Annotated in this window: 21 protein-coding genes; 7 read left to right on the forward strand and 14 right to left on the reverse strand. The window is 75.8% G+C overall.

Annotated features, from left to right (window positions below; genetic code table 11):
• Positions 1 to 70 precede the first annotated feature (70 nt).
• The gene (locus BUE37_RS24170) at positions 71 to 2,149 is read right to left on the reverse strand and encodes a DEAD/DEAH box helicase (RefSeq protein WP_245794465.1); all 2,079 of its coding nucleotides are present in this window, start codon (positions 2,147 to 2,149) and stop codon (positions 71 to 73) included.
• Between the two features lie 323 nt (positions 2,150 to 2,472).
• Positions 2,473 to 3,357, reverse strand: coding sequence for an oxidoreductase (locus tag BUE37_RS09475; RefSeq protein ID WP_073419967.1), 885 nt, complete (start codon positions 3,355 to 3,357; stop codon positions 2,473 to 2,475).
• A gap of 103 nt (positions 3,358 to 3,460) precedes the next feature.
• Between BUE37_RS09475 and BUE37_RS09480 the strand changes: the two genes are divergently transcribed.
• Complete coding sequence (locus BUE37_RS09480; RefSeq protein WP_073419968.1) at positions 3,461 to 4,309, forward strand: helix-turn-helix domain-containing protein; 849 nt, start codon at positions 3,461 to 3,463, stop codon at positions 4,307 to 4,309.
• Positions 4,310 to 4,373: 64 nt separating this feature from the next.
• Positions 4,374 to 5,255: a nucleoside hydrolase gene (locus BUE37_RS09485; RefSeq protein ID WP_245794467.1), complete on the forward strand. Its 882-nt coding sequence runs from the start codon at positions 4,374 to 4,376 to the stop codon at positions 5,253 to 5,255.
• Between the two features lie 49 nt (positions 5,256 to 5,304).
• On the opposite strand, the gene BUE37_RS09490 is transcribed toward BUE37_RS09485, so the two are convergent.
• Positions 5,305 to 6,201: a helix-turn-helix transcriptional regulator gene (locus BUE37_RS09490; protein ID WP_073419969.1), complete on the reverse strand. Its 897-nt coding sequence runs from the start codon at positions 6,199 to 6,201 to the stop codon at positions 5,305 to 5,307.
• 177 nt (positions 6,202 to 6,378) lie between these two features.
• Here BUE37_RS09490 and BUE37_RS09495 point away from each other — a divergent pair, with 177 nt between their 5' ends.
• Complete coding sequence (locus BUE37_RS09495; protein WP_073419970.1) at positions 6,379 to 7,419, forward strand: NAD(P)-dependent alcohol dehydrogenase; 1,041 nt, start codon at positions 6,379 to 6,381, stop codon at positions 7,417 to 7,419.
• Between the two features lie 139 nt (positions 7,420 to 7,558).
• On the forward strand, positions 7,559 to 9,010 hold the full coding sequence (gndA, locus tag BUE37_RS09500; protein WP_073419971.1) for an NADP-dependent phosphogluconate dehydrogenase: 1,452 nt from the start codon (positions 7,559 to 7,561) through the stop codon (positions 9,008 to 9,010).
• Between the two features lie 33 nt (positions 9,011 to 9,043).
• Here gndA and BUE37_RS09505 read toward each other — a convergent pair whose 3' ends face one another.
• Positions 9,044 to 9,673, reverse strand: a complete 630-nt coding sequence (locus BUE37_RS09505; protein ID WP_073419972.1) for a sensor histidine kinase — start codon at positions 9,671 to 9,673, stop codon at positions 9,044 to 9,046.
• A 159-nt stretch (positions 9,674 to 9,832) separates the two neighbouring features.
• Here BUE37_RS09505 and BUE37_RS09510 point away from each other — a divergent pair, with 159 nt between their 5' ends.
• On the forward strand, positions 9,833 to 11,035 hold the full coding sequence (locus BUE37_RS09510) for an acyl-CoA dehydrogenase family protein (RefSeq protein ID WP_245794469.1): 1,203 nt from the start codon (positions 9,833 to 9,835) through the stop codon (positions 11,033 to 11,035).
• On the opposite strand, the gene BUE37_RS09515 is transcribed toward BUE37_RS09510, so the two are convergent.
• From BUE37_RS09515 to BUE37_RS09545, 7 genes are read right to left on the reverse strand one after another with little or no spacing between them, the layout of a single operon-like run.
• Entirely contained in the window at positions 10,995 to 11,450 is a 456-nt protein-coding gene (locus BUE37_RS09515) for a hypothetical protein (protein ID WP_073419973.1), read from the reverse strand. The two genes, BUE37_RS09510 and BUE37_RS09515, sit on opposite strands and share 41 nt — an antisense overlap.
• A 29-nt stretch (positions 11,451 to 11,479) precedes the next feature.
• Positions 11,480 to 12,526 (reverse strand): isopenicillin N synthase family dioxygenase, encoded by a 1,047-nt coding sequence (locus BUE37_RS09520; protein ID WP_073419974.1) that lies wholly within the window; start codon positions 12,524 to 12,526, stop codon positions 11,480 to 11,482.
• Positions 12,523 to 13,608 carry an adenosine deaminase gene (gene add, locus BUE37_RS09525; protein ID WP_217651199.1) on the reverse strand — a complete coding sequence of 362 codons (1,086 nt, stop codon included), beginning with the start codon at positions 13,606 to 13,608 and terminating at the stop codon, positions 12,523 to 12,525. Before add ends, BUE37_RS09520 begins: the two co-directional genes overlap by 4 nt.
• Positions 13,605 to 14,471, reverse strand: coding sequence for an ABC transporter permease (locus tag BUE37_RS09530; protein WP_083628517.1), 867 nt, complete (start codon positions 14,469 to 14,471; stop codon positions 13,605 to 13,607). The genes add and BUE37_RS09530 overlap by 4 nt, the downstream gene beginning before the upstream one ends.
• Positions 14,447 to 15,235: an ABC transporter permease gene (locus tag BUE37_RS09535; protein ID WP_073419975.1), complete on the reverse strand. Its 789-nt coding sequence runs from the start codon at positions 15,233 to 15,235 to the stop codon at positions 14,447 to 14,449. The genes BUE37_RS09530 and BUE37_RS09535 overlap by 25 nt, the downstream gene beginning before the upstream one ends.
• Positions 15,236 to 15,237: 2 nt before the next feature.
• Entirely contained in the window at positions 15,238 to 16,071 is an 834-nt protein-coding gene (locus BUE37_RS09540; RefSeq protein ID WP_073419976.1) for an ABC transporter ATP-binding protein, read from the reverse strand.
• A gap of 23 nt (positions 16,072 to 16,094) precedes the next feature.
• Positions 16,095 to 17,153 (reverse strand): ABC transporter substrate-binding protein, encoded by a 1,059-nt coding sequence (locus BUE37_RS09545; protein WP_073419977.1) that lies wholly within the window; start codon positions 17,151 to 17,153, stop codon positions 16,095 to 16,097.
• Between the two features lie 311 nt (positions 17,154 to 17,464).
• On the opposite strand from BUE37_RS09545, the gene BUE37_RS09550 reads away from it, so the two are divergent.
• Positions 17,465 to 19,603 (forward strand): MMPL family transporter, encoded by a 2,139-nt coding sequence (locus tag BUE37_RS09550; RefSeq protein ID WP_073419978.1) that lies wholly within the window; start codon positions 17,465 to 17,467, stop codon positions 19,601 to 19,603.
• A gap of 36 nt (positions 19,604 to 19,639) precedes the next feature.
• On the opposite strand, the gene BUE37_RS09555 is transcribed toward BUE37_RS09550, so the two are convergent.
• From BUE37_RS09555 to BUE37_RS09565, 3 genes are all read right to left on the reverse strand, one after another.
• Positions 19,640 to 20,677, reverse strand: a complete 1,038-nt coding sequence (locus BUE37_RS09555; RefSeq protein WP_073419979.1) for a lysophospholipid acyltransferase family protein — start codon at positions 20,675 to 20,677, stop codon at positions 19,640 to 19,642.
• A 1-nt stretch (position 20,678) separates the two neighbouring features.
• Positions 20,679 to 21,560, reverse strand: a complete 882-nt coding sequence (locus tag BUE37_RS09560; protein WP_083628519.1) for a patatin-like phospholipase family protein — start codon at positions 21,558 to 21,560, stop codon at positions 20,679 to 20,681.
• Between the two features lie 87 nt (positions 21,561 to 21,647).
• Entirely contained in the window at positions 21,648 to 22,559 is a 912-nt protein-coding gene (locus BUE37_RS09565) for a sugar phosphate isomerase/epimerase family protein (RefSeq protein WP_073419980.1), read from the reverse strand.
• Positions 22,560 to 22,869: 310 nt separating this feature from the next.
• On the opposite strand from BUE37_RS09565, the gene BUE37_RS09570 reads away from it, so the two are divergent.
• Entirely contained in the window at positions 22,870 to 23,577 is a 708-nt protein-coding gene (locus tag BUE37_RS09570) for a DNA alkylation repair protein (RefSeq protein ID WP_073419981.1), read from the forward strand.
• Positions 23,578 to 23,600: the final 23 nt, after the last annotated feature.

The following is a 23,600-nucleotide window of genomic DNA, read 5'->3' on the forward strand; positions in this document are numbered from 1 at the left end:
CCACGCGCCCGGCGGCCGCCCGGGGGACGGCCGCCGGAGCGGGTGAGCGGGGTGGAGGGTCGGGCGGCTGTCAGGCGGCGGCGCGGGCGGCCAGCGCGTCGGTGAGCAGCGCGACGAGCGCCTCGAGCTGCACGTCCGGCGAGGAGGAGACCTCCTGGTCGGACCCGTCGAGCGCCCGGGCGGCGAGGCCCGCCTTGCTGTCGATGAGCTCGGCGATACGGGCGTCGAGGGTCTGCGCGGCGATGATCCGCCAGGCGGTGACCGGCTCGGTCTGCCCGATCCGGTGGCTGCGGTCGATGGCCTGCGTCTGCTCGGCGTCGGTCCACGACAGCTCGGCCAGCACCACATTGGACGCCACCTGCAGGTTCAGGCCCACGCCGGCCGCGGTCAGCGAGCAGACCACCACCGCGACGTCGGGGTCCTGCACGAACGCGTCGACCGCCTGTTGGCGCGCCCGTGGCGTCTGGTCGCCGCGGATCGAGGTGAACCGCACGCCCTGCCGCTCGAAGGTCTCCTCGGCGGCGTCCATGACGTCGACGTGCTTGGCGAAGAACACGACCTTGCCGGCGCTGCGGGCGAGCTGGGCGGCGTAGTCGGCGGCGAGCCCCGCCTTCGCCCGGCCGATGCGCCGCATCATGCTGAACACGTTCTCGCCGGACTCCCCCGCGGTCGCGTCCTTGAGCTCGGCGCGCGCCACCCGGCGCACCAGCGCCGGGTCGATGCCGCCGGCCGGCTCCTCGACGTCGGAGCGGGCGGCCAGCGCCGTCTCGTAGCGGGCGACCATCCGGCGGGCGAGGTCGGCCTCGGCGGCCCGGATCGAGCGGCCGGCGGCGCCGTCGAGCTCGACGGGCAGGTCGGCGATCCGGCGGGCGGGGATGTCGGCGGCGACGTCGACCTTGCGGCGCCGGACGATGCCGAGGTCGACCACGCAGCGCCGGGCGGCCGGGTAGAAGCCGCGGTCGGCGGGGGTCAGCCCGGTCGCCTCCAGCGCCTCGACGAGGTCGCCGAGCGGCTGGGTGTCGTCGATCCAGCCGAGGAACTGCCAGATGGCCCGGAAGTCGTCGATGTCGTTGATCAGCGGGGTGCCGGTCAGCGCCATGAGCAGGGCCCGGGCGGTGCGCTCCCGGATCCGCGAGGACAGCCGCAGCACATGCTGCGAGCGCTGCGAGGTCTTGTTCTTGATGAAGTGCGCCTCGTCGACGACCATCCCGCGGAACCCGAAGTCGCCGAGCCACCCGACGTGCCGGTCGAGGACGTCGTAGTTCACGACGACGACGTCGGCGAACCCGTCGACGGTCTCGCCGTCGCCCTGCACCACGGTCGCGGGGCGGTGCGGCACCCAGATGCCGGCCTCGCGCGCCCAGTTCGTCTTGACCACGTTGGGCACGACGACGAGCAGCGGGTAGGCGTCGGCCGCCTCGGCGGCCAGCAGCGCCTGCGCGGTCTTGCCGAGGCCCGGCTCGTCGGCGAGCAGGAAGGTGCGGTGGCCCTCGGCGGCCGCGGCGACCACCTGCGCCTGGTGCGGCATGAGCTCGCGCCCGGCCGGCACCCGCACCGGCGAGGGCGGGGGCAGCGGCATGCAGGCGGCGTCGCCGCCGCCGGCGCGCTCGAAGGAGGTGAGCAGCGGGCCGATCAGCTCCCAGCCGGCCAGCCGCGAGGGCCGGGCCGGCCGCTGCTGCACGGCCGAGTAGTCGGGGGCGAGGAACGGGTTGGCCAGCTGCCGGGAGACCACCGACTGCGGGACCACCCGGCGCTCCGGCGCGGACGGGGCGGCGACGGGCTCGGGCTCCGGCTCGGCGGCCGGCTCGGGCGTCTCGACGCGGGCCTCGCGCAGGATCTCGCGCGCGGCGGACCGGGCGGCGTCGGAGACGACGGCGTCCTCGGCGAGCAGGGTGAGCAGGGCGGGCGCCCGGACGGCGGTCTTGGCGAGGATGGTGCCGATGCCGTCGAGGCGCTTGAGCTGCTCGGCGCGGGCGGCGGGGGTGAGCCCCTCGTCGGCGCGCACCCGGGCGTGCTGCTCGCGCACCAGCAGGGCCACGGCCTGGAACTCCGTGCGCAGGGCAGGCGTCATCCGCCCGCGCCCGACGGCGGCCTCCAGGCCGCGGACGGCGCGCGCGAGCACGGCGATGACGTCGCCGCCCTCGCGCACGCGCCGTGCGTCGCGCGGGGCGGGGCGGCGAGCGCCCGTCTGGCGCCGGCCGGGTCGGGCCACTGACCACTCCTCCGTGATGCCGCGGCACGGGAGCCGCGGCGTCGAGCCGCACCGCCCGCGGACCGGGCTCGCCCGGACCGGACGGCCGGGCAGCGCCGGGAGCGTCGGAGGCCGCCGGAGCCGGTCGCGGGAGCGACGACGGGGGCGGTCCCGCGGGGGCGGATCCGCCGTGGGGACGGCCGCCGCGGTCCCGGGACGGGTGCGCGCTCATGCTAACGCCTGGCCCGGCACGGCATTCCCCGGCGCGCCCGCCCTGCCGGTCAGCGCCCCCCGGCGATCCGGTCCAGCACGGCGAGGTCGTCGTCGGGGACCTCCAGCCCCGCCCCGACCACGTTCTCCCGCAGGTGCGCCACCGACGAGGTGCCCGGGATCAGCAGGACGTTCGGGGAGCGCTGCAGCAGCCAGGCGAGGGCGACGGCCATCGGCGAGGCGCCCAGCCGGCCGGCGACGGCCGACAGCGCGCCGGACTGCAGTGGCGAGAAGCCGCCGAGCGGGAAGTAGGGCACGTAGGCGATGCCCTGCGCGGCGAGGGCGTCGACCAGGGCGTCGTCCTCCCGGTGCGCGAGGTTGTACCGGTTCTGCACGCACACGACCGGTGCGATGGCTTGCGCCTCGGCCACCTGCTCGCCCGTGACGGTGCTCAGCCCCAGGTGGCGGACGAGCCCCTCGCGCTGCATCTCGGCCAGCGCCCCGAACGGCTCGGCGAGCGACCCGGCCTCCGGGCCGTCCACGCCGCCCAGCCGCAGGTTGACGACGTCCAGGGCCTCGACGCCGAGGGTGCGCAGGTTGCTCTCCACCTGCGCGCGCAGGTCGGCCGGGGTGCGGCGCATCAGCCACCGGCCCTCGTCGTCGCGGACGGCCCCCACCTTGGTGACGACGACGAGGTCGTCCGGGTAGGGCGCCAGCGCCTCGCGGATGAGCCGGTTGGTGACGTGGGGGCCGTAGAAGTCGGCCGTGTCGACGTGGGTGATGCCGAGGTCGACGGCGGTGCGCAGGACGGCGAGGGCCTCCTCGTGGTCGCGGGGCGGGCCGAAGACGCCCGGCCCGGCGAGCTGCATGGCGCCGTAGCCGACGCGGGGAACGGTCAGGTCGCCGGCCAGCCGGTGCGTGCCGCCGGGCAGGGTCTGCGAGGTACGTGAGGTCATGGCGACGACGCTGCGCCCGTGGCCGGGGGCGTGGCAGTCCCCCGCCGGTCCTGGGGGTGACAGGACCAGGCTGGGCCGCTCCGGGCCCGCCTACCGTGGCGGCGTGAGCACCGAGCTCGGCGCCTTCCTGCGCGCCCGCCGCGGCCTGGTCCGCCCCGAGGACGCCGGCCTGCGGGTCGACGGCGTCCGGCGCACCCCCGGGCTGCGCCGCGAGGAGGTCGCGCTGCTGGCGGGGATCAGCGCCGACTACTACCTGCGCCTGGAGCAGGGCCGCGACCGCAACCCGTCGGTGCAGGTGCTGGAGTCCCTGGCGCGGGTGCTGCGCCTCGACGACGCGGGCACCGACCACCTGCTCGCCCTGGCCACCCCGCAGCCGCGGCACCGCCGGCGGGTGCGGCCGGAGACCGTCCCGGCGGGCGTCGCGATGCTGCTCGGGACCCTCGGGTTGCCGGCGTTCGTGGAGGGCCGCTTCTTCGACGTGCTCGCCGCCAACGACCTGGCCACCGCGCTGTCGCCGCGGATCCGGCCGGGCGGCAACCGGCTGCGCGACGTCTTCCTCGACCCGGCCGAGCGGGCGCTGTTCCCCGACTGGGAGGGCGGCACGGCGCGGCTGGTCGCCGGGTTCCGCGAGCGCATCGGCGCCGACACCGACGACCCGCGGGCCGTGCAGCTGGTCGGCGAGCTGTCGCTGGCCAGCGACCGGTTCCGCACGCTGTGGGCGCGGCACGACGTCAAGGTCCCCGTCGGCACGCACGTCTCCTTCGACCACCCGCAGGTCGGCGCGCTGACCCTGCGCTGCGAGAAGCTCGCGGTGAGCGGCACCGCCGGACAGCTGCTCGCCGTCCACCACGCCGAGCCCGGGACGGCGGACGCCGAGAAGCTCGCCCTGCTCACCGCCCTCGTCCGGCCGGCGGTGACCCCGGCTCCCGCCCGGCAGCAGTCGCCGGCCTGAGCCCGCGTCCCGCTCAACGGCAGCAGGGTGGAGCCGGCCGGGGTGGCGACGGCACCCTCCGACCGTGGAGCACACCGAGCAGCTGCGCATGGCCGAGCAGTGCCGGGTCGTCGTCGACAACGACTGGGCCGGCGACCCCGACGGGCTGGTCGCCCTCGCCCACCACCTGCTCTCCCCCACCAACCGGGTCGTCGCCGTCACGAGCTCGCCGCTGAACCCGGTGTTCGGCCCGCTGGGGTCGACGGCGGAGCGCGGCTCTGCGCTCGCCCGGGAGCTGGTCGACCTGGTCGGCGGGCCGGCCCGGCCACCGGTGCACACCGGGGCGGAGCACCCGTTCGACGCCGGGGCGCCGCTGTCGGCGGCCTCGGCCGCGTCGCGGGCGATCGTCGAGGAGGCGCGGCGCGACGACGACCTGCCGCTGGTCCTCGTGTGCGCCGGGCCGCTGACCAACGTGGCCGCGGCGCTCGCCGAGGCGCCCGACATCGCGACCCGGCTGACGCTGGTGTGGGTCGGCGGGGCGCTGGCCGAGGGGGCTGCCGAGTACAACCGCGACACCGACCCGGCGGCCGCCGCGGCCGTGCTGGGCCGGTCGGAGCTCGCCGTCCGCTCGTTCCCGCTGGAGACCTACCGGCGCTGCGCGTACTCGGTGGCCGAGCTCGAGCAGGACCTCGGCGGCAGCGGCGCGGTGGGCCGGTGGCTGTGGACCCGGTTCCTCGAGCTGCCGCTGCCGGACTGGATCCGGCTCGGCGGGGTCTGGCCGCTCGGCGACAGCCCGCCGGTGCTGGTCACCGCACTGGACGACGCGTCGAGCACGTGGACGGAGACCACGGCCGCGCCGGGCGGCGGGGCGCGGCGGGTCTACACCGACGTCGACACGCGGCTGCTGTTCGGCGACCTGCTGGCCCGCCTCCGCCTGCACGAGCGCCGGCGGTCCGCGCTCTCCTGACCGAGCGCTCCCGACCGCGCCCTCCCGACCGCGCCCTCCCGCCGCGCCGTCAGGGGCGGTCGGTCGAGGCGGGGGCAGGGCCGGGCGCGGGCACCGCCCGGGTCGCCGCCCAGCTGGCCAGCAGCGCGAGCGCGTCCGCCGACGGGGTGTCGGGCTCGGCGGTGTAGATCGTCATGCGCAGGTCCGCGGCGTCCTCGGCCGGCAGGTCGAACGTGTGGTAGCTCAGGTCGAGCGTGCCGACCACCGGGTGGCGGAACTGCTTGGCCCCGTCGTGGTGGATGCGCACGTCGTGCGCGGCCCAGCGGACGCGGAACTCCTCGCTGACCGTGGACAGCTCCCCGACCAGCTCCCGCAGGTGCGCGTCGTGCGGGCGGCGCCCGGCCTCCCCCCGCAGCAGCGCCACGGTGGTGTTGGCCGCGCCGGCCCAGTCGGTGTAGAAGTCGCCCGATCGCGGATCGAGGAACTGGAACCGGGCGAAGTTCGCCGGTCCGCGGGGGCTGTCGAACAGCGGGGCGTGCAGCGCCCAGCCGAGGGCGTTGGTCGCCAGGACGTCCAGCCGGCCGTTCGCGACGAGCGCGGCCGAGCCCGTCATCGCGTCGAGCATCCACTGCACCCGGGGGGCGATCCGCGGCCGGGAGCGGCGCTGCGGCGTGCGCGCCGGCCGCGCGGCGGCGCGCGCCAGGTTGAACAGGTGGGTGCGCTCGGCCGCGTCGAGCTGCAGCGCGCGGGCGACGGCCTCCAGGACGTCCTCCGAGACGCCGGCGATGTGGCCCTTCTCCAGCCGGGTGTACCAGTCGGTGCTCACCCCGGCGAGGACGGCGACCTCCTCGCGGCGCAGCCCGGGCACCCGCCGCCGCCCGCCGCCGGGCAGCAGGCCGGCCCGCTCGGGCGTGATCCGGGCGCGCCGGGTGGCGAGGAACTCGCGGATGTCGGAGCGGTTGTCCACGCCCGTCGACGGTAGGCCGCGCGGCCCGCGGAGGGAGGTCGAGCCTCTACCCCCGACAGATCCGACCTCCCACGTCTGCGCGGGACGGCGTTCCGTGGTGGGCGTTCCCGACGAGGACCACACCCCCACCCCCGCCGGCGACCGACCCACCCGCACACCCCGAGGAGCACTCCACCCATGCGCGTCAACGCCTACGCCGCCCCCGCCGCCGGGCAGCCCCTGGCCCCGACCACGATCGAGCGCCGCGACGTCGGCGCGAACGACGTCCTCATCGCCATCGAGTACGCCGGCATCTGCCACTCCGACATCCACACCGTCAACGGCGACTGGGGCCCGCAGCCGTTCCCGGTCGTCCCGGGCCACGAGATCGTCGGTGTCGTCGCCGAGGTCGGGGCCGGCGTGACCGGCCACCGCGTCGGCGACCGGGTCGGCGTCGGCTGCATGGTCGACAGTTGCGGCGAGTGCGCGAACTGCCGCGCCGGCGACGAGCAGTACTGCCGGCAGGGCATGGTCCCCACCTACGCCGGCACCGACCGCGACGGCACCACGACCCAGGGCGGCTACTCCACCCACGTCGTCGTCGACGCCGGCTACGTGCTGCGCGTGCCCGACGGTCTCGACCCCGCGGCCGCGGCGCCGCTGCTGTGCGCCGGCATCACCACCTGGTCGCCGCTGCGCCGCTGGGGCGCCGGCCCGGGCCGGCGGGTCGCCGTCGTCGGCCTCGGCGGGCTGGGCCACATGGCCGTCAAGCTCGCGCACGCCCTGGGTGCGGAGGTGACCGTGCTGTCGCAGTCGCTGAAGAAGCAGGAGGACGGCCTGCGCCTGGGCGCCGACGCCTACTTCGCCACGAGCGACCCGGAGACCTTCAGCCACCTGGCCGGGCGGTTCGACCTGGTCCTGAACACCGTCAGCGCCGCCGTCGACGTCGACGCGTACCTCTCGCTGCTCGCCGTCGACGGCGCGCTGGTCAACGTCGGCGCGCCCGCCGACCCGCTGAGCCTGAACGCGATGTCGCTGATCGGCGGCCGGCGCACCTTCGCGGGCTCCATGATCGGTGGCATCGCCGCGACCCAGGAGATGCTCGACTTCTGCGCCGAGCACGGCATCGGCGCCGAGGTGGAGGTCGTCCCCGCCGACCGGGTCAACGAGGCCTACGCGCGGGTGCTGGCCTCCGACGTCCGGTACCGGTTCGTCATCGACGCCGCCACGCTGGCCTGACCGCCGGCACGTCCGCACCCCGGCCGGTGCCCGCCCTGCCGGTCCCCGAGCCGGGGACCGGAAGGGCGTGGACACCGCTCCCGGCACGGCTGAGGATCACCGCGGACGCCGAGCAGCCGACGCACACGAGGAGAACGCGATGACCGAGCAGGCAGTGGCGAACATCGGGGTGGTCGGCCTCGCCGTGATGGGGTCGAACCTGGCCCGCAACCTCGCCTCGCGCGAGGGCAACACCGTGGCGGTCTACAACCGCACCACCGCCCGCACCGACCAGCTGCTCAACGAGCACGAGGACCTCGGGTTCGTCGCGGCGCACGACATGGACGCCTTCGTGGCCTCCCTCGCGCGGCCGCGCACGGCGATCGTCATGGTGCAGGCCGGCCGCGGCACCGACGCCGTCATCGAGCAGCTGGCGCAGCGGTTCGAGCCCGGCGACATCATCGTCGACGGCGGCAACGCCGACTTCCACGACACCATCCGCCGCGAGCACGCCCTGCGGGAGCGGGGGCTGCACTTCGTCGGCACCGGCATCTCCGGCGGCGAGGAGGGCGCCCTGAACGGGCCGTCGATCATGCCGGGCGGCTCCGACGAGGCGTGGCAGACGCTGGGGCCGATCCTCCGGTCCATCGCCGCCGTCGCCGAGGGCGAGCCGTGCGTGACCCACGTCGGCACCGACGGCGCCGGGCACTTCGTGAAGATGGTCCACAACGGCATCGAGTACGCCGACATGCAGCTCATCGCCGAGTCCTACGACCTGCTGCGCCGGATCGGCGGGCACGAGCCCGACGCGCTCGTCGGCGTCTTCGAGGAGTGGAACCGCGGCGACCTCGAGTCCTACCTGATCGAGATCACCGCCGAGGTGCTCAAGCAGCGGGACGCCGACACCGGCCGCCCGCTGGTCGACGTCATCCGCGACGAGGCCGGCTCCAAGGGCACCGGCGTGTGGACCGTGCAGAACGCCGTCGGCCTCGGGGTCCCCGTCTCCGGCATCGGCGAGGCGGTCTTCGCCCGGGCCGTGTCGTCCAAGCCGGCGCAGCGGGCGGCGGTGCAGCGCAGCGTCGGTGAGCGCCCGGCCCCGGCCCCGGCGCCGGAGGGCTTCGAGGACGACGTCCGCGCGGCGCTGTACGCGTCGAAGGTGGTCGCCTACGCGCAGGGGTTCGACCTCATCGTGGCCGGCGGCCTCGCCTACGACTGGGACATCGACCTCGGCGCGATCGCCCGCATCTGGCGCGGCGGCTGCATCATCCGCGCGCAGTTCCTCAACCGGATCGTCGAGGCCTACCAGCGCGACCCGCAGCTGCCGACGCTGCTGGTCGACCCGTACTTCGCCGACGCGGTGGCGCGGGGCGAGGCCGCCTGGCGGCGGATCGTCGGGATCGCCGCCGCCTCCGGCGTCCCCGCCCCGGGCTTCTCCTCCGCGCTCGCCTACTTCGACTCGCTCGCCTCCGACCGGCTGCCGGCGTCGCTCATCCAGGGGCAGCGGGACTTCTTCGGCGCGCACACCTACCGGCGCGTCGACCGGGAGGGCACCTTCCACACGCTGTGGTCGCAGGACCGCCGCGAGGTCGCGCAGGAGCCCTCCACCCACTGACCGGGCGGGGCGGCGGTCACCGGGCGGCGGTCGTCAGCCGGCGATCGCCGCCCGGACCGGCGCGGGCACCGGCAGGGACGCCGCGACGACGGTCCCGCCGGCCGCGGGCGTCTCCACCCGCAGCGTCCCGCCGGCGGCCAGCACCGCCCCGGCCGAGCGCAGCAGGTCGGCCGCGGTCACCGGCTCGGCGGCGGACGGGTCGGCGGAGGGCCCGAGCACGAGGAGCACGTCCAGGTGCGCCGTCGACCAGGTGAGCGCCACCGACAGCGAGCCGGCCGCGTCGACGCCCGCAGCCAGCACCTCCTCGACCAGCGCGCGCACCGCGGCCGCGCCGTCCGGCGTCAGCCGCCGCTCCGGGCCGGTGGCGGCGAGGTGCACCGACCCGCCGGCGGCGCGGAAGGCGCCGAGCAGGTCGGTGACGACCACCGCGCCGGTCCGTGGCGCGGGCGCGCCGGTGCGCAGCGCGTCCCACACCGCGCCGCTGGAGACGGTCAGCCCGCGCAGCGCCCGCGCGGCCGCCACCGGGTCCTCGCGCACCAGGTACTCGGCGGCGCGCGCCCGGGCGTGCACCAGGGCCACCTCGCGGACCAGCGCGTCGTGGCCCTGCGGGGTGGACGCGGTGCGGACGTCGGCGGGCTCGGCGGTGGACAGGTCGACCGGCATGGTGCTCCGTTCTCCGTCGGGTCCCCCGGACGGCCGCCCGGAGGGGCCGGGGGACGCGAGCGGCGGGGCCCCCGCGCCCGCGCCGGCGCACCCCGGCACCCGGACAACGGGCCCGGCGGCGGCGAGGGTTCCGCGACGCGCCGGGCGACCCGACAGGATGTGCCCGAGCCCGCCGACCTGGAGGACGCCGTGCCCGACCCCGCCGCCCTGCACGACCTCGACGCCGAGGAGACGGCGGTGGTGGAGGTGGTCCGCCGGTTCGTCGACCGGGAGGTGCGCCCCGTCGTCCGCGAGCTCGAGCACTCCGACACCTACCCGGAGGCGCTGATCGGGCGGATGCGGGAGCTCGGCGTCTTCGGGCTGCTCGTGCCGGAGGAGCACGGGGGGTCCGACGTGTCGGTGCCGTGCTTCGCGGCGGTCACCGAGGAGCTCGCCCGCGGGTGGATGAGCCTGGCCGGCGCGATGGGCGGGCACACCGTCGTCGCCCGGCTGCTGCTCGCGCACGGCACCGACGAGCAGCGGGCGCGGTACCTGCCGCGGATGGCGACCGGCGAGCTGCGGGCCACGATGGCGCTCACCGAGCCCGGCGGCGGCTCGGACCTGCAGGCGATGCGCACCACCGCGCGGCCCGACGGCGACGAGTGGGTGGTCACCGGGTCGAAGACGTGGATCACCAACGCCCGCCGGTCCGGGCTGGTCGCGCTGCTGTGCCGCACCGACCCGGACGCGAGCCCGGCGCACCGCGGCATCAGCGTGCTGCTGGTGGAGAAGGGCCCGGGGTTCACCGTCTCCCGCGACCTGCCCAAGCTCGGCTACAAGGGCGTCGAGAGCTGCGAGCTGTCCTTCGACGGCATGCGGGTGCCCCGCGACGCGGTCCTCGGCGGCGAGCCCGGCCGCGGGTTCGCCCAGATGATGCGCGGCCTGGAGATCGGCCGGATCCAGGTGGCCGCCCGCGCGCTCGGGGTGGGCCGCGCCGCGCTGGAGGACTCGGTGCGCTACGCGCAGGAGCGGGAGAGCTTCGGCCGGCCGATCTGGGAGCACCAGTCGGTGGGCAACCTGCTCGCCGACATGGTCACCCGGCTCACCGCCGCCCGGCAGCTGGTGCTCCACGCCGCCCGCCGCTACGAGGCCGGCGAGCGCGCCGACATGGAGGCCGGGATGGCCAAGCTGTTCGCGTCGGAGACCGCGATGCAGGTGGCGCTCGACGCCGTCCGGGTGCACGGCGGCTACGGCTACTCCACCGAGTTCGACGTCGAACGCTACTTCCGCGACGCCCCGCTGATGATCGTCGGCGAGGGCACCAACGAGATCCAGCGGACCGTCATCGCCCGCGAGCTGGTCCGCCGCTCCCCGCTGCGCTGACCGCCGGACCCGGGCGCCCGGCGAGCAGCGCCATCGCCGCCGCGCACCCCCAGCCGGCCACGACGACGGGCGTCTCGACCGGGTCCAGGCCGCCCGGGCGGACGCGGGCGCGCACGGACCGCTCGCTCAGGTAGCCCAGCGTCAGGCCGGCGCCGATGCGGCGCAGCACCCAGCGCGCCCGGTCGTCCGGCCCGCGCAGCAACCGGGCGATGGCCCACGCCTGCGGCACGAGCAGGTACGGCGGCGCGCTGTAGGCGGTGCCGAACCACAGCCAGTCGCGCACCAGGTGCCCGGGGCTGCCGGTCAGGAACGGGACGTCGAAGGCGCGCCCGCGCCGCAGCGCGACGGCGTGCCCGGCCGCCTGGGCGGCGAGCTGCACCGCGGTGACGACGAGGAGCGGGACCGGCTGCGCCATGCCGCCGGACCGTAGGGCCTCCCGGCCGGTCAGGCGCCGCCCTGCGCCGCGAGCACCCGCGCCGCCTCGCGGGCGGCCTCCGGGTTGGCCACGCCGGCCCGCGAGCCGGCCAGCTTGGCGCGGATGTGCTCGCCGACCGTGATCGGCGGGTAGGGCGACCCGTCGCCGACGCAGGTGGGCAGCGTCTCGATGACCGCGTCGACGTCGCCGTCGTGGAAGAAGGCGGCGCTGCGCCGGCGGGCGATCGTGCCGTCGACGATCGGCGGCTTGACCCGGTGCAGGGTCGACATCCAGCGGTCGTTGGTCCAGCGCGCCATGAGGTCGCCGAGGTTGATCAGCAGGGCGCCGTCGGCGGGCATGACGTCGTGCCAGCCGCCGTCGCGCCCGAGCACCTGCAGGCCGGCCACCTGGTCGGCCCACAGCACCGTGACGATGCCGTAGTCGGTGTGCTCCCCCATGCCGGTCAGGTCGCCGTCGAGCTCGAGCGCGCCGGGCTCCAGGGCGTAGTTGTTCATCCGCAGGACGTCGAGGCTGTGGCCGGTGTAGCCGGCGAAGAAGCCGGCCGGCAGGCCGAGGGCGTCGGCGAACAGCGTGGTGAGCGTGCGGGCCACCCGGGCGGCCTCGGCGCAGTACGCCTCCACCGCCGGGCGGAACGACGGCGCCTCGGCGGGCCACACGTTCTCCGGGTAGTCGGCCTCGGGCAGGTCCAGCCCCGGGAAGTCGGAGACGGCGGCGCCCACGTTGAACGCCTCGAAGAAGTCGTGCATCCGGTTGGCGGGTGCCAGGCCCAGGCTCAGGCTCAGCGACTCCGTCTTGGGCGGGGCGTAGCCGCGGTTGACCTCCGGCGGCGTCCGGTGGCGCTTCTTCACCTCCAGCGGCAGGCCGAAGAACTCGTCGAGCGCGGCGGCGAAGGCGTCGGTGACCGCCTCGGGCACGCCGTGGCCGACCACCTGCACGAAGCCCACGGTCCGGGCGGCCTCGTCGAAGGCGGCGGCCGCGGCGGCGCGCTCCTCCGCGGTGCCGCCGCGCACGTAGGGCGAGACGTCGACGGTCGGGACGGTGAACGGCGTGCTCATGCGGGGTCCTCCTGGGGTGCCGGGGGCGCGTCGGGGGTGACCGCCACCTGCGCCTCGACGCGGGCGAGGAGGGCGGCCTTGTCGGTGTCGTCGAGCCAGCAGGCCTCGACGGCGTTGCGGGTGAGGTCGGCCAGCCGGTCGCGGCGCCAGCCGAGCGCGTGCGCGAGGACGCGGTGGTCGTGCGTCGGGTCGGTGCCGAACATCGGCGGGTCGTCGCTGTCGATCGTCACCAGCAGCCCGGCGTCGACCATCTCGGCGATCCGGCGGTGGCTGCCGTCGCCGCTGCCGGAGTAGCGGCCGATGTCGGAGCTGACCGGGGTGCAGGTGAAGGGCACCCGCTCCTCGACGCAGCGGGCGGTGAGCTCCGGGTCGTCGACGACGTGGTAGCCGTGGTCGACCCGGCTGCAGCCGAGCTCGTCGAGCAGCACCCGGACGTGGTCCGGCGGCCCGGACTCCGAGTGCGCGGTGCGCCGCAGGCCCGAGCGCGCGGCGAGCCGGTAGGCCTCGACGAACCGCCCGGGCGGCCCGTTCACCTCCGCGTAGTCCAGGCCGATGCCGAGCACCTCGTCCACGCGGTGCGCGACCACCTGCTCGACCAGTTCCACGGCCGCCGCACCCGACCGCTCCCGGCAGATGCCGACCAGGAAGCGGGCCTGGATGCCGGTGTCGGCCTCGGCGTCGCGGGCGCCGGCGAGGACGCCCTCGAGGATCGTCGGGTAGGGCACGCCGGGGTGTCCGGGCGGGCTCAGGTGCACCTCGCGGTGGAGGACGCCGTGCGCGGCGCCGCCGGCGGTGAGCGACTCGTAGGTCACCCGGGCGAAGTCGTCGGGGTCACGGATGAGCGAGCCGACGACGTCGAGGACGCGGAGGAACTCCCCGAGGTCCTCGTAGCTGCCGTGCTCGTAGAGCTCCTCGGCCGAGCGGCCGAGCTGCACGCCGTGCTTCCGGGCGAGGTCGAGCACGGTGCCCGGCGCGACGCTGCCGATGAGGTGGCAGTGCAGGCTGACCTTGGGCAGCGCGGCCACCATGGCGTCGATCGCCGGGTCGGCGGGCGTCGGGGTGGAGTGCACGGTCAGGGTCACCGGGCGGCCTCCGCGCGGCCGAACCGGCTGAGCACGGCGGCCTCCACGAGCTGCGCGAGCAGGTAGAGCACCAGCGCGGTGACCGTGACGACGACGACCAGCGCCCACACCCGGGCGTTCTGCGAGCGGCCGGCCGCCGAGACGACGGCGTAGCCGATGCCCTTGCCGGTGGCCAGCCACTCGGCGAGCAGGGCGCCGGTGAGCGCGCCGGGCACGGCGATCCGCACCGAGGCGAACAGCGCCGGCAGCGCGGAGGGGAAGCCGACCCGGCGCAGCACCGTCGACGGCGACCCGCCGTAGACCAGCACCAGGTCGCGCATCTGCGGGGTGACCGAGCGCAGGCCCAGCACGATGTTCACCAGCGCCGGGAACAGCACCACGATCGCGCTCATCGTGGCGACGAGGACGTACCCGCGGCCCACGGCGAGGATGAGGATCGGCGCCAGCGCGATGAGCGGGACGGTCTGCAGCACCAGCGCCACCGGCATGACCGCGCCCTCCAGCAGCCGGTAGCGCACCACGACCGCGGCCAGCACGACGGCGGACAGCAGCCCCGCCACGAAGCCGACGCCGGCGTCGAGCAGGGTCTGCCCGAGCAGGGCGCCGATCTCTGCGCGCAGCTCGGCGGAGTCGTCCTCGCCGAACAGCGTCGTCCACACCTCCGCCGGCGTCTTGCCGACGTAGGGCGAGACGTCGAAGACCCGCAGCAGCACCGTCCACAGCAGGACGACGACGGCGAGCACCAGCACCGCGGTGCCCACCTGGCGCAGCACCGCGCGCAGCAGCGAGCCGGCCCGCCCGGGCGCGGGCGCCTGACCGGCGCCGGGCAGCACCGCGGTCACGCTGCCGCCCCGCGCGACCACGGGGTGACCAGCCGGCCGACCAGCCCGAAGGCGGCGTAGAAGGCGCCGGCCACCAGCGCGCAGCCGATGCCCACCGCCCACGCCTGCTCGACGTCGACGTTCTGCTGGGCGATCTTGAGCACCAGCGCGACGCCCCGCTGCACGCCGCCGACGTACTCGCCGAGGATCGCGCCGAGGAAGGCCGCCGGCGCCCCGATCCGCAGCGCGGCCAGCAGCGACGGCAGCGCGGCGACCGCCTGCACCTTCACCAGCTGGCGCACCCTCCCGCCGCCGAACACGCGGACCACGTCGAGGCTGGCGCGGTCGGCCGAGCGCAGGCCGAGCACCGCCCCCACCACGGTGGTGAAGAAGACCGACAGGGCCGCGAGCGCGGTGGCCGTGCCCGAGCGCTGCCCCTCGTCGGGGTTGCCGATGACGATGAACAGCACCGGCGCGACCGCCACCAGCGGCACGCAGTAGCTCATGACGGCGACCTGCATGAGCACCGGCTCGGCGACCGGCAGCAGCAGCACGAGCGAGGCGACGACGAGGCCGGCGAGCGTGCCGTAGCCGAACCCGACCGCGGCCTCCTGCAGCGTCATGCCGAAGTGCAGCGACCAGAACCGCCAGCCGCCGTCGACCGCCGCGCCGGCCACCCCGCCGGGCGTGGGCACGCGGGCGCCCGACAGCACGGTGACCGCCGCCAGCCACCAGACCGCGAGCAGCGCGGCGATGCCGGCGGCCCCGGTCAGCAGGGACCGCGCCGGCCCGCGGGCGAGGCTCACGCTCACTCGCCCGCCGCCGCGGCGCCGCCGAACAGCAGCTCCGACGCCCGGTCGTGCAGGGCGTGGAACTCCGGCGTGCGCATCATGTCCGGCGTCCGCGGGCGCGGCAGGTCGACGTCGATGACCTCCTGGACCCGGCCGGGCCGCGCGCTCATCACCGCGACCCGGTCGGACAGGAAGACCGCCTCGGAGATGCCGTGGGTGACCATGAGCGTGGTCGCCGGCTTCTCCGTCCAGATCCGCAGCAGCTCGACGTTCAGCCGCTGCCGGGTCATGTCGTCCAGCGCCCCGAACGGCTCGTCGAGCAGCAGCACCGACGGCCGGACCACCAGCGCGCGGGCGATCGACACGCGCTGCCGCATGCCGCCGGACAGCTGCGCGGGCTTGGCCTTCTCGAACCCCTCGAGGCCGACCAGCCGGATGAGCTCGGCGACGAGCGCGTCGTCGGGCCGCTGCCCCGAGACCTCGAACGGCAGCCGGATGTTGGACACCACCGACCGCCAGGGCAGCAGCGCGGAGTCCTGGAAGGCGATGCCGAGGTCGTGGTCGCGGCGCAGCTGCTGCGGCGTGCGGCCGTCGACCAGCGCCGAGCCCGACGTCGGCTCCTCCAGGCCGGCGAGGATCCGGAGGATCGTGGACTTGCCGCAGCCCGACGGCCCGAGCAGGGACAGGAAGCTGCCCCGGTCGGTCCACAGGGTGGCGTCCTCCAGGGCCTGCACCGTGCGGCGGCCGGTCCGGAAGGTCTTGGTCAGGTGGTCGATCCGCACGCCGGTGCCGGTGGAGCCCGCGGCCCCACCGGCACCGGCGCCCGTCGACGTCGTGACGACGTCGGTCATGTCGGGTCTCCCGGACGGGTCGGTCAGGCGGGCAGCTCGGTGAGCTCGGGCTTCTCCTCGAGCAGCTGCTCCAGGAGCGAGAGATCGAAGAGGTCCTCGGCCGCGATGTCGATGCCGGCGGCCTCGAGCGTGGCCATGTTCTGCTCGATGAGCTCGTCGGTGATCGTGAACAGGCCGTTGGCCTCGACGTCGGGCGTGACGATCAGCCCCGCCTGGACCTCGGACTGCTCGAGCTCCTTGGCCATGTCCAGCTGCAGGTCCGCGCCGTACTCCTCGACCGCCAGGCGGGCGCCCTCGGCCGGGTCGGCCAGCGCGTCCTGCCAGCCGCGGATCTCGGCCTCCAGGAAGGCCATCACCCGCTCCGGCTCCTCGGCGATCATCCGGTCGGTGGTGATGACCGACTCGGCGACGAAGGGCAGCCCGTTGTCGGCGAAGGGCAGGTTGGTGACCTCGATGCCCTGCGACTGCACGGTGATCGACTCGTTGGTCAGGTAGGCGAGGAAGCCGTCGACCTCGCCGTCGATGAGCGGCGCCGGGTCGTACTCGACCGGCACCTTCTCGACATCGGCCGGATCGATGCCGTTGACCTCGAGCAGGGCGTCGAACAGCGTCTCGTTGCCGCCGGCCTGCACGCCGATGCGCTTGCCCACGAGGTCCTGCGGCGTCGCGATGTTGCCCCCGTCGGCCAGCGACAGGATGGTGAACGGGTTCTTCTGGAACTTCGTGCCGACGATCTTGAGCGGCGCGTCCTCCTCGGCGATCACCTGCGCGGTGGAGACGGCGTTGCTCAGGCCGAAGTCGGCGTCCTCGGTGGCCACCAGGGTCTCGATCGCGCCGGGGCCGGGGTCCATCGTCACCGAGGTGAACCCCGCGTCGGTGTAGTGCCCGTTGGTGTCGGCGAAGAACTCACCGGCGAACTCGGCGTTCTTGATCCAGGACAGCTGCAGGGTCAGCTCGCCGAGGTCGCCGCCTCCCTCACCGGCGGCCGCGGCGGGCTCGTCGCCGGACCCGCAGGCGGTGAGCGCCAGGACGGCGGCGGTCAGCAGGGCTCCGGCGCGTGCGGCGCGGCGGGGAAGGGGCATGCGGCTCTCCGTCTGTCGCGGGGCGCACCGGCCGGCGCCCGCTCGGGACGGACGCTAGGAACGGGTCGTTTCGCGGCCGGGCGCGGAGCGTTTCGAGACGGTTAAGACGCGCACCACCCTGCCTGCGGCGTCGTCCCGGCCGACCGGCCACCGTCCGGCGGCGGTGCGGTCACGCCCCGTGACACGCGCCGGGCGGACGCCGCGGACCACGGGAAACCGGGTGCCGGGCGGGAGCGGCCGTCGCTAGCGTCCGGGCCGCACCGTCGCCGTCCGGGGTCGCGGGGGCCCCCGGCTCTCCCGGAGGGGTCCCCGTGGGCAGGTCGTTCGCGTCCCGTGTCAGCCACCCGCGCCTCAAGTGGGTCGTGCTCGTCGTCTGGCTGGTCCTGGCCGCGGTGTCGGCGCCGCTGGCCGGCCTGCTCCCCGACCAGCAGGAGAACGACGTCGCGGCCTGGCTGCCCGCCGAGGCGGAGTCGACCCGGGCGCTGGAGCTGCAGACCGAGCTCGGCTCGGACCCCGACCTCATCCCGGCCGTCGTCGTCTACGAGCGGGCCGCGGGGCTCACCGCCGAGGACGCCGCCGCCGTGCAGGCCGACGTCGAGGCCCTCGGCGGGCTCGAGGCGCTCGACGGCGAGGTGCTCGGCCCGATCCCGTCCGAGGACGGCCAGGCGCTGCAGCTGGTCGTGCCGCTGGACGTCGGGCCCGACGGCTGGGAGGCGATCGCGCCGGTCGTCGACGGCATCCGCGCCGAGGTCTCCGACGGCCCGTCCGGGCTCGACGCCTACGTCACCGGCCCCGCCGGCAGCGCGGCCGACTCGTCGGAGGCCTTCGCCGGCATCGACGGGACGCTGCTGTTCGCGGCCCTCGGCGTCGTCGTCCTGATCCTGCTGCTCACCTACCGCAGCCCGGTGCTGTGGGTGCTGCCGATCTTCTCCGCGGTGATCGCGCTGTTCTGCTCGCAGGCCGTGGTCTACCTGCTCGCCCGGTACGCCGACCTGACGGTCAACGCGCAGAGCGCGAGCATCCTCACCGTCCTCGTGGTCGGCGCGGGCACCGACTACGCGCTGCTGCTGGTCGCCCGCTACCGCGAGGAGCTGCGGCTGCACACCGACCGGCACGAGGCGATGACCGAGGCCGTGCACCGGGCCGGCCCGGCGGTGCTGGCCAGCGGCGGGACCGTCGTCCTCGGGATGCTGTGCCTGGTCGCGGCGGAGATGAACTCCACCGCGGGCCTCGGCCCGGTGGCGGCCATCGGCGTCGCGATCACCCTCGTGGTGCTCATGACGCTGCTGCCGGCGCTCCTGGTCATCTGCGGGCGGTGGGTGTTCTGGCCGGTGCGGCCCACCTTCGGCAGTGCCGAGCCGAGCGCGACCGGGTTCTGGGCGCGGGTGGGCGCGGCGATCCGGCCGCGGCCGCGGGTCACCTGGGTGGTCACGAGCCTGCTGCTCCTGCTCGCCTGCACCGCCGTCTTCCGCCTGGACCCCAGCGGCCTCACCCAGGCCGAGGGCTTCCGCGGCGAGCCGGAGTCGGTGCAGGGCGACGCGGCGGCCGCCCGCCACTTCCCCGCCGTCGCGGGCAACTCCGTCTACGTCGTGACGACGGCGGACTCCGCCCCGGAGGTCGCGGAGACCGTCGCGGCCGACGACGGCATCGCCGAGGTGCGCGAGCCGCAGGTCGTCCGGGACGACGCACTGGTCGAGGCGTCGCTGGCCGATCCGTTCGACAGCCCGGCGGCCGCGGACACCGTCGAGCGGCTGCGGGTGTCGCTGGACGACGCCGGCGACGGGCAGGCTGTCGTCGGCGGCAACACCGCGCTCAACCTCGACGTGCAGACCGCCTCCCAGCGGGACAACCGGGTGGTCATCCCGCTGATCATGCTCGTGGTGCTCGCCGTGCTCGGGGTGCTGCTGCGGGCGGTCGTGGCGCCGCTGCTGCTCATCGCCACCGTGGTGCTGAGCTTCGGCGCGGCCCTCGGCCTGAGCGCGCTGCTGTTCGACGCGGTCCTCGGCGTCACCGACACCGACAGCTCGTTCCCGCTGTTCGTGTTCGTGTTCCTCGTGGCGCTCGGGATCGACTACAACATCTTCCTGATGACCCGGGTGCGGGAGGAGGCCGTCGACCACGGCACCCGGCGCGCCGCGCTCGTCGGCCTGGCGGCCACCGGCGGGGTGATCACCTCGGCCGGGCTGGTGCTGGCGGCGACGTTCGCGGTGCTCGGCACCCTGCCGCTGACGTTCCTCACCCAGCTGGGCATCGCCGTCGCGCTGGGCGTGCTGCTGGACACGATCATCGTGCGCTCGGTGCTGGTCACGGCGCTCACGCTCGACGTCGGCCGGTGGATGTGGTGGCCCTCCCGGCTGGCGCGGCGGCCCGACGAGCACCCGGACGGGGCCGACGTGCCGCCCGGTGGTGCGGCGGTGCCGGCCGAGCCGGGCACGCCGGTGCGCACCTGACGCCCGGGCGGCCGGCGGGACTCCCCCGCCGGCCGGTCAGCGGCCGGTGTCCTCGGCCGCCGAGGTGGTGGTGATCCAGGCGTCGATGGTCTCCCACCAGCGGTAGAGCCAGTCGGTGAGCTCGGCCTCCCCGCGCGGCACCTCGGCGGCCGGGACGAACCACCAGCGCAGGTGCAGCGTCTTGTCCATGGGCAGCTCGCGCCAGACGTCGCGGACGCTGTCGAGGTGCTCCAGGCCGGTGTGCGCGACCAGGACGACGTCGGCGTGCGGTGCCGCCTGCAGCGCCGCGACGACGCCGCCGGGACGCGGCGGCAGCACGTGCCGCAGGGCCTCCGCGCGGCGCGCCGCCGCCACCAGCCCGCGGTCGCGCAGCCGCTGGATGGCCCGCAGCCGCCGCCCCGGGGTGGCGTTCGCGCCCTCCGGGAAGATCAGCAGCGCGTCCTCTTCGCCCAGGTCGCGGGCGAGGTCGGCGATCGCCCGCTCCGCGCGCTCGCCGGCACCCGGCCCCGCGGAGACGAAGGAGTTGGGCAGCCGGTTGAGGAAGGTGTCGATGAGCGGGTCGAGCTGGAGGGTGTCCTTGAGGACGATCCGCGGCTGGCGCAGGTGGTCGCGGTTCATCAGCGTGTTGACCAGCAGGAACGAGTCGCCCGGCCCGGCGTGGCGGGACAGCACGACCATGGCGTTGGTGGAGCCGGGCACACCGTCGTCGAGGGGTGACCAGGACTCGCCGTCGGTGACCAGCCGCAGGGCGAACAGCCGCTGCGCGGCGCGCATGACGACGTCGAGGAGGATCCTCAGCACGGTGTAGTGCGCCGCCCGCCACCCCCGGGCGCGCACGGCCCGGCCGGCGCCACCGGCCACCCACAGCACCGCGGCGGCGGCCAGGCCGGCCACCTCCATCGCCAGGTAGACCAGCGCGAACGCGAGCAGCCGCAGCGCCCGCAGCCGGCCGGGCAGGAAGAACGAGGCCACCAGCGCGACGACGGCGAGCACCGGCAGCAGGACGACGCCGGCGACGAGCAGGCCGAGCAGGACCGGGCCGGCCACCCGGCGCACGGGGCGCGGCGGCAGCACGTCAGGCCTCCCCGGGGGTGGTTCGCGCCAGGGACCCGGCCGCGGCGGCGCGGGCCCGCTCGATGCGCTCGGGCACCGCCGAGAAGTCGCGGTAGCGCAGGTTGGCCGCGCCGGGCGGGGCGTCGTCGCCGGCGGGCAGCACGTGCACCGTCACCCCGGGCGGCAGGGCGGCGAGGTCGGCGGAGTAGCGGTGCCGGCGGGCGATCTCGAAGGCCACCGTGGCCACCTCCCAGGGCCGTGTGGGCGGGCGCAGCGGGCGGTCGACCCGGCCGACGTGCAGCACGTAGACCGTCCGCGCGCCCAGGGCGACGGCCCGGCCGACGGGGATGCTGTGCACCAGCCCGCCGTCGAGGTGGTGCTCGCCGTCGATCTCCACCGGCGGCAGCAGGCCGGGCACGGCGCAGGAGGCGAGGACGGCGTCGACCAGCGGGCCGTCGGTGAACCACCGCTCGGCGGCCCGCTCGATGCTGGCCGCGACGCACTGGAACGGCACCCGCAGCGCGGCGAAGTCGGCCGGCAGGGAGGACTCGAGCAGCTCGCGCAGCGGCTCGCGCGGGTGCAGGTGGGTGCGGGTGCGCACCAGCGTGCCGACGCGGGCGACCACCGACCCGGCGAACACCCGCTTCGAGGCCAGCTCCTCCCAGACCGCGCGCAGGCGGCCGACGGCGTCCGGCGTGGGGTCGGCGGCCACGAACGCGCCGTTGACCGCGCCCACCGAGGTGCCGACGACCAGGTCGGGCCGGATGCCGGCGTCGAACAGGGCCTGCAGCATGCCGACCTCGGCGGCGCCGAGCACTCCCCCGCCGCCCAGCACGAACGCGGTGCCGCCCCGCTCGTCCGGGCGCTCGGACGGGCGCTCGGACGGCGACTCGGGAGGGGGCACGGCCGCATGCTGCCACCGCCCCCGGACGCGCGAGGGGGCGGCCCCGAAGAATCCCGGGACCGCCCCCGACGAGCGGAGTGCTGTGCGTCAGTAGGTGGTGCAGGTGAGGTAGGCCAGGCCCTCCTCGGCCGCCTCGAACGGGTCGAAGGTCGGGTCACCGAAGCGCGGGTCGTGCTCGACGACGAAGTAGCGGGTGCTGCCGCCGCCCGCCGCGAAGATCGACGGGAAGTCGATGTCCCCGCGCCCGACGATCTCGATCCGCCGGTTCAGCTCGGCGTTGAGGTCCTTGACGTGGAACAGCTGGATCCGGTTGCCGTACTCCTCGACCACGTCGACCGGGTCGAGCCCCGCGTAGGCCACCCAGTACAGGTCGAGCTGCGAGACGACGTTCTTCTTCTGCGTGTACTGCATCAGGATGTCGAAGGCGGTGCGGTCGCCGAAGACCCGCGTGAACTCGAAGTCGTGGTTGTGGATCATCAGCGTCTGGCCGGCCTTGCGCGCCTGCTCGCCCACGGCGTCGAGGTACCGCGCGTAGGCGACCCAGTCGGCCTCGGTCGGCAGCGGCTGCATCCACGGGGCACCCGCGCTGCTGCCGGACCCGAAGTACTTGATGCCCAGGACGCGGTTCTCCTCGAGGATCCGCGCGATGTCGGCCGGGGCGGTGTGGGTGCCGACGTCGACGTGCCGGGCCGACGCCTTGAGCCCGTACTCGTCGAGCAGGGCCCGGTACTCCTCGGCGGACCAGCCGCTGAGCGTGAACGGCTCGACGTTGCGGTAGCCCATCTCGGCCAGCTGCCGCAGGACCTCCTCGTGCCGCGCCTGCTCACCGGCGCCCCCGCCGATGTAGCCGGCGAACGTGTAGAGCTGGACGGAGATCTTGCTCAGCGGCACGCCGCGGCCGGCGCAGTCGGACGCGCCGGGCGACGTCGTCGGTGGCGCGGCGGTGGCGGTGCCGGCCAGGCCGATGAACAGCACGGCGGACAGGGCGGCCAGGAGCACGGCGCGGGCCGTGGACCGGAGACTTCTCTTCACCTCGGGTGGATCCCTCTCGACGGGTGCAACGGTGCACGTCGTCGCTCGCGGAGCCGACGTCCCGCGCACCCGGGCACCTCGGCCGAGGCGCCCGGGCGGCGGGGTGTCGTCCCCGTCCGCGAGTGGGGCTGTGCCCCACGTCACCGAACCTAGCGACACTTGTGCGCTCGCGAAAGCAGAAGTCCGTCATGGCTGCGCACAACCAGGCTGCGCCGATGAGTCCGGGGTCCTGGTGGGGTCGTTCCCGGCGTCGATCCGCGACGAGAGGAGGCCCCGGGTGGGCGAGCGTGCGCCGGCCACCGCCGGGGAGTTCCTGGCGGCGGTCCACCGGGCCGCCGCACCGGCCGAGCTGCCCGTCCTCCGGCGGCGGCTGGGCCCGGACGACGACGCCGTCGGCATCCGGATGCGCGACCTCTTCGACCTGGCCCGGGCGGCCGCGGACATGCCGCTCGACGAGGTGGCCGTCCTGTTGGCCTCCCCGCTGTACGAGGCCCGGATGGGCGCCCTCTGCGTGCTCGACGTCCGCGCGCGCAGGCGGGACACCGACGACGCGCAGCGCCGGCGGCTGTACGACCTGTACCTCAGCCGGCACGACCGGATCACGACCTGGGACATGGTCGACCGGGCCGCGCCGAGCGTCGTGGGCCGGTACCTGCTCGGCCGGTCCCCCGCGCCGCTGCACGGGCTGGCGGCCGCGGCCGACCCGCTGCGCCGGCGGACCGCCGTGACCGCGCCGCTCGCCTTCGTCCGCTGGGGCGACGACGCCGCGCTGGCCGAGGTGTTCCCGCTGGCGGCCGTGCTCGCCGGCGATCCCGACCCGCTCGTGCACAAGGCGGTCGGCATCCTGCTCGAGCACGCCGGCGGGCGCGATCCGGAGGCCGTGGCCGCGTTCGTCGCCGAGCACCGCGGGTCGATGCCGCGGCACGCGCTGCGCACCGCCGTCGCGAAGCTCGACGCCGCCGAGCGGGGGCGGCTGCTCGGCTGACGGCGGCCCCCCGGATGATCGGC

The sequence above is a fragment of the Geodermatophilus nigrescens genome (assembly GCF_900129495.1).
Classification (GTDB): domain Bacteria; phylum Actinomycetota; class Actinomycetes; order Mycobacteriales; family Geodermatophilaceae; genus Geodermatophilus; species Geodermatophilus nigrescens.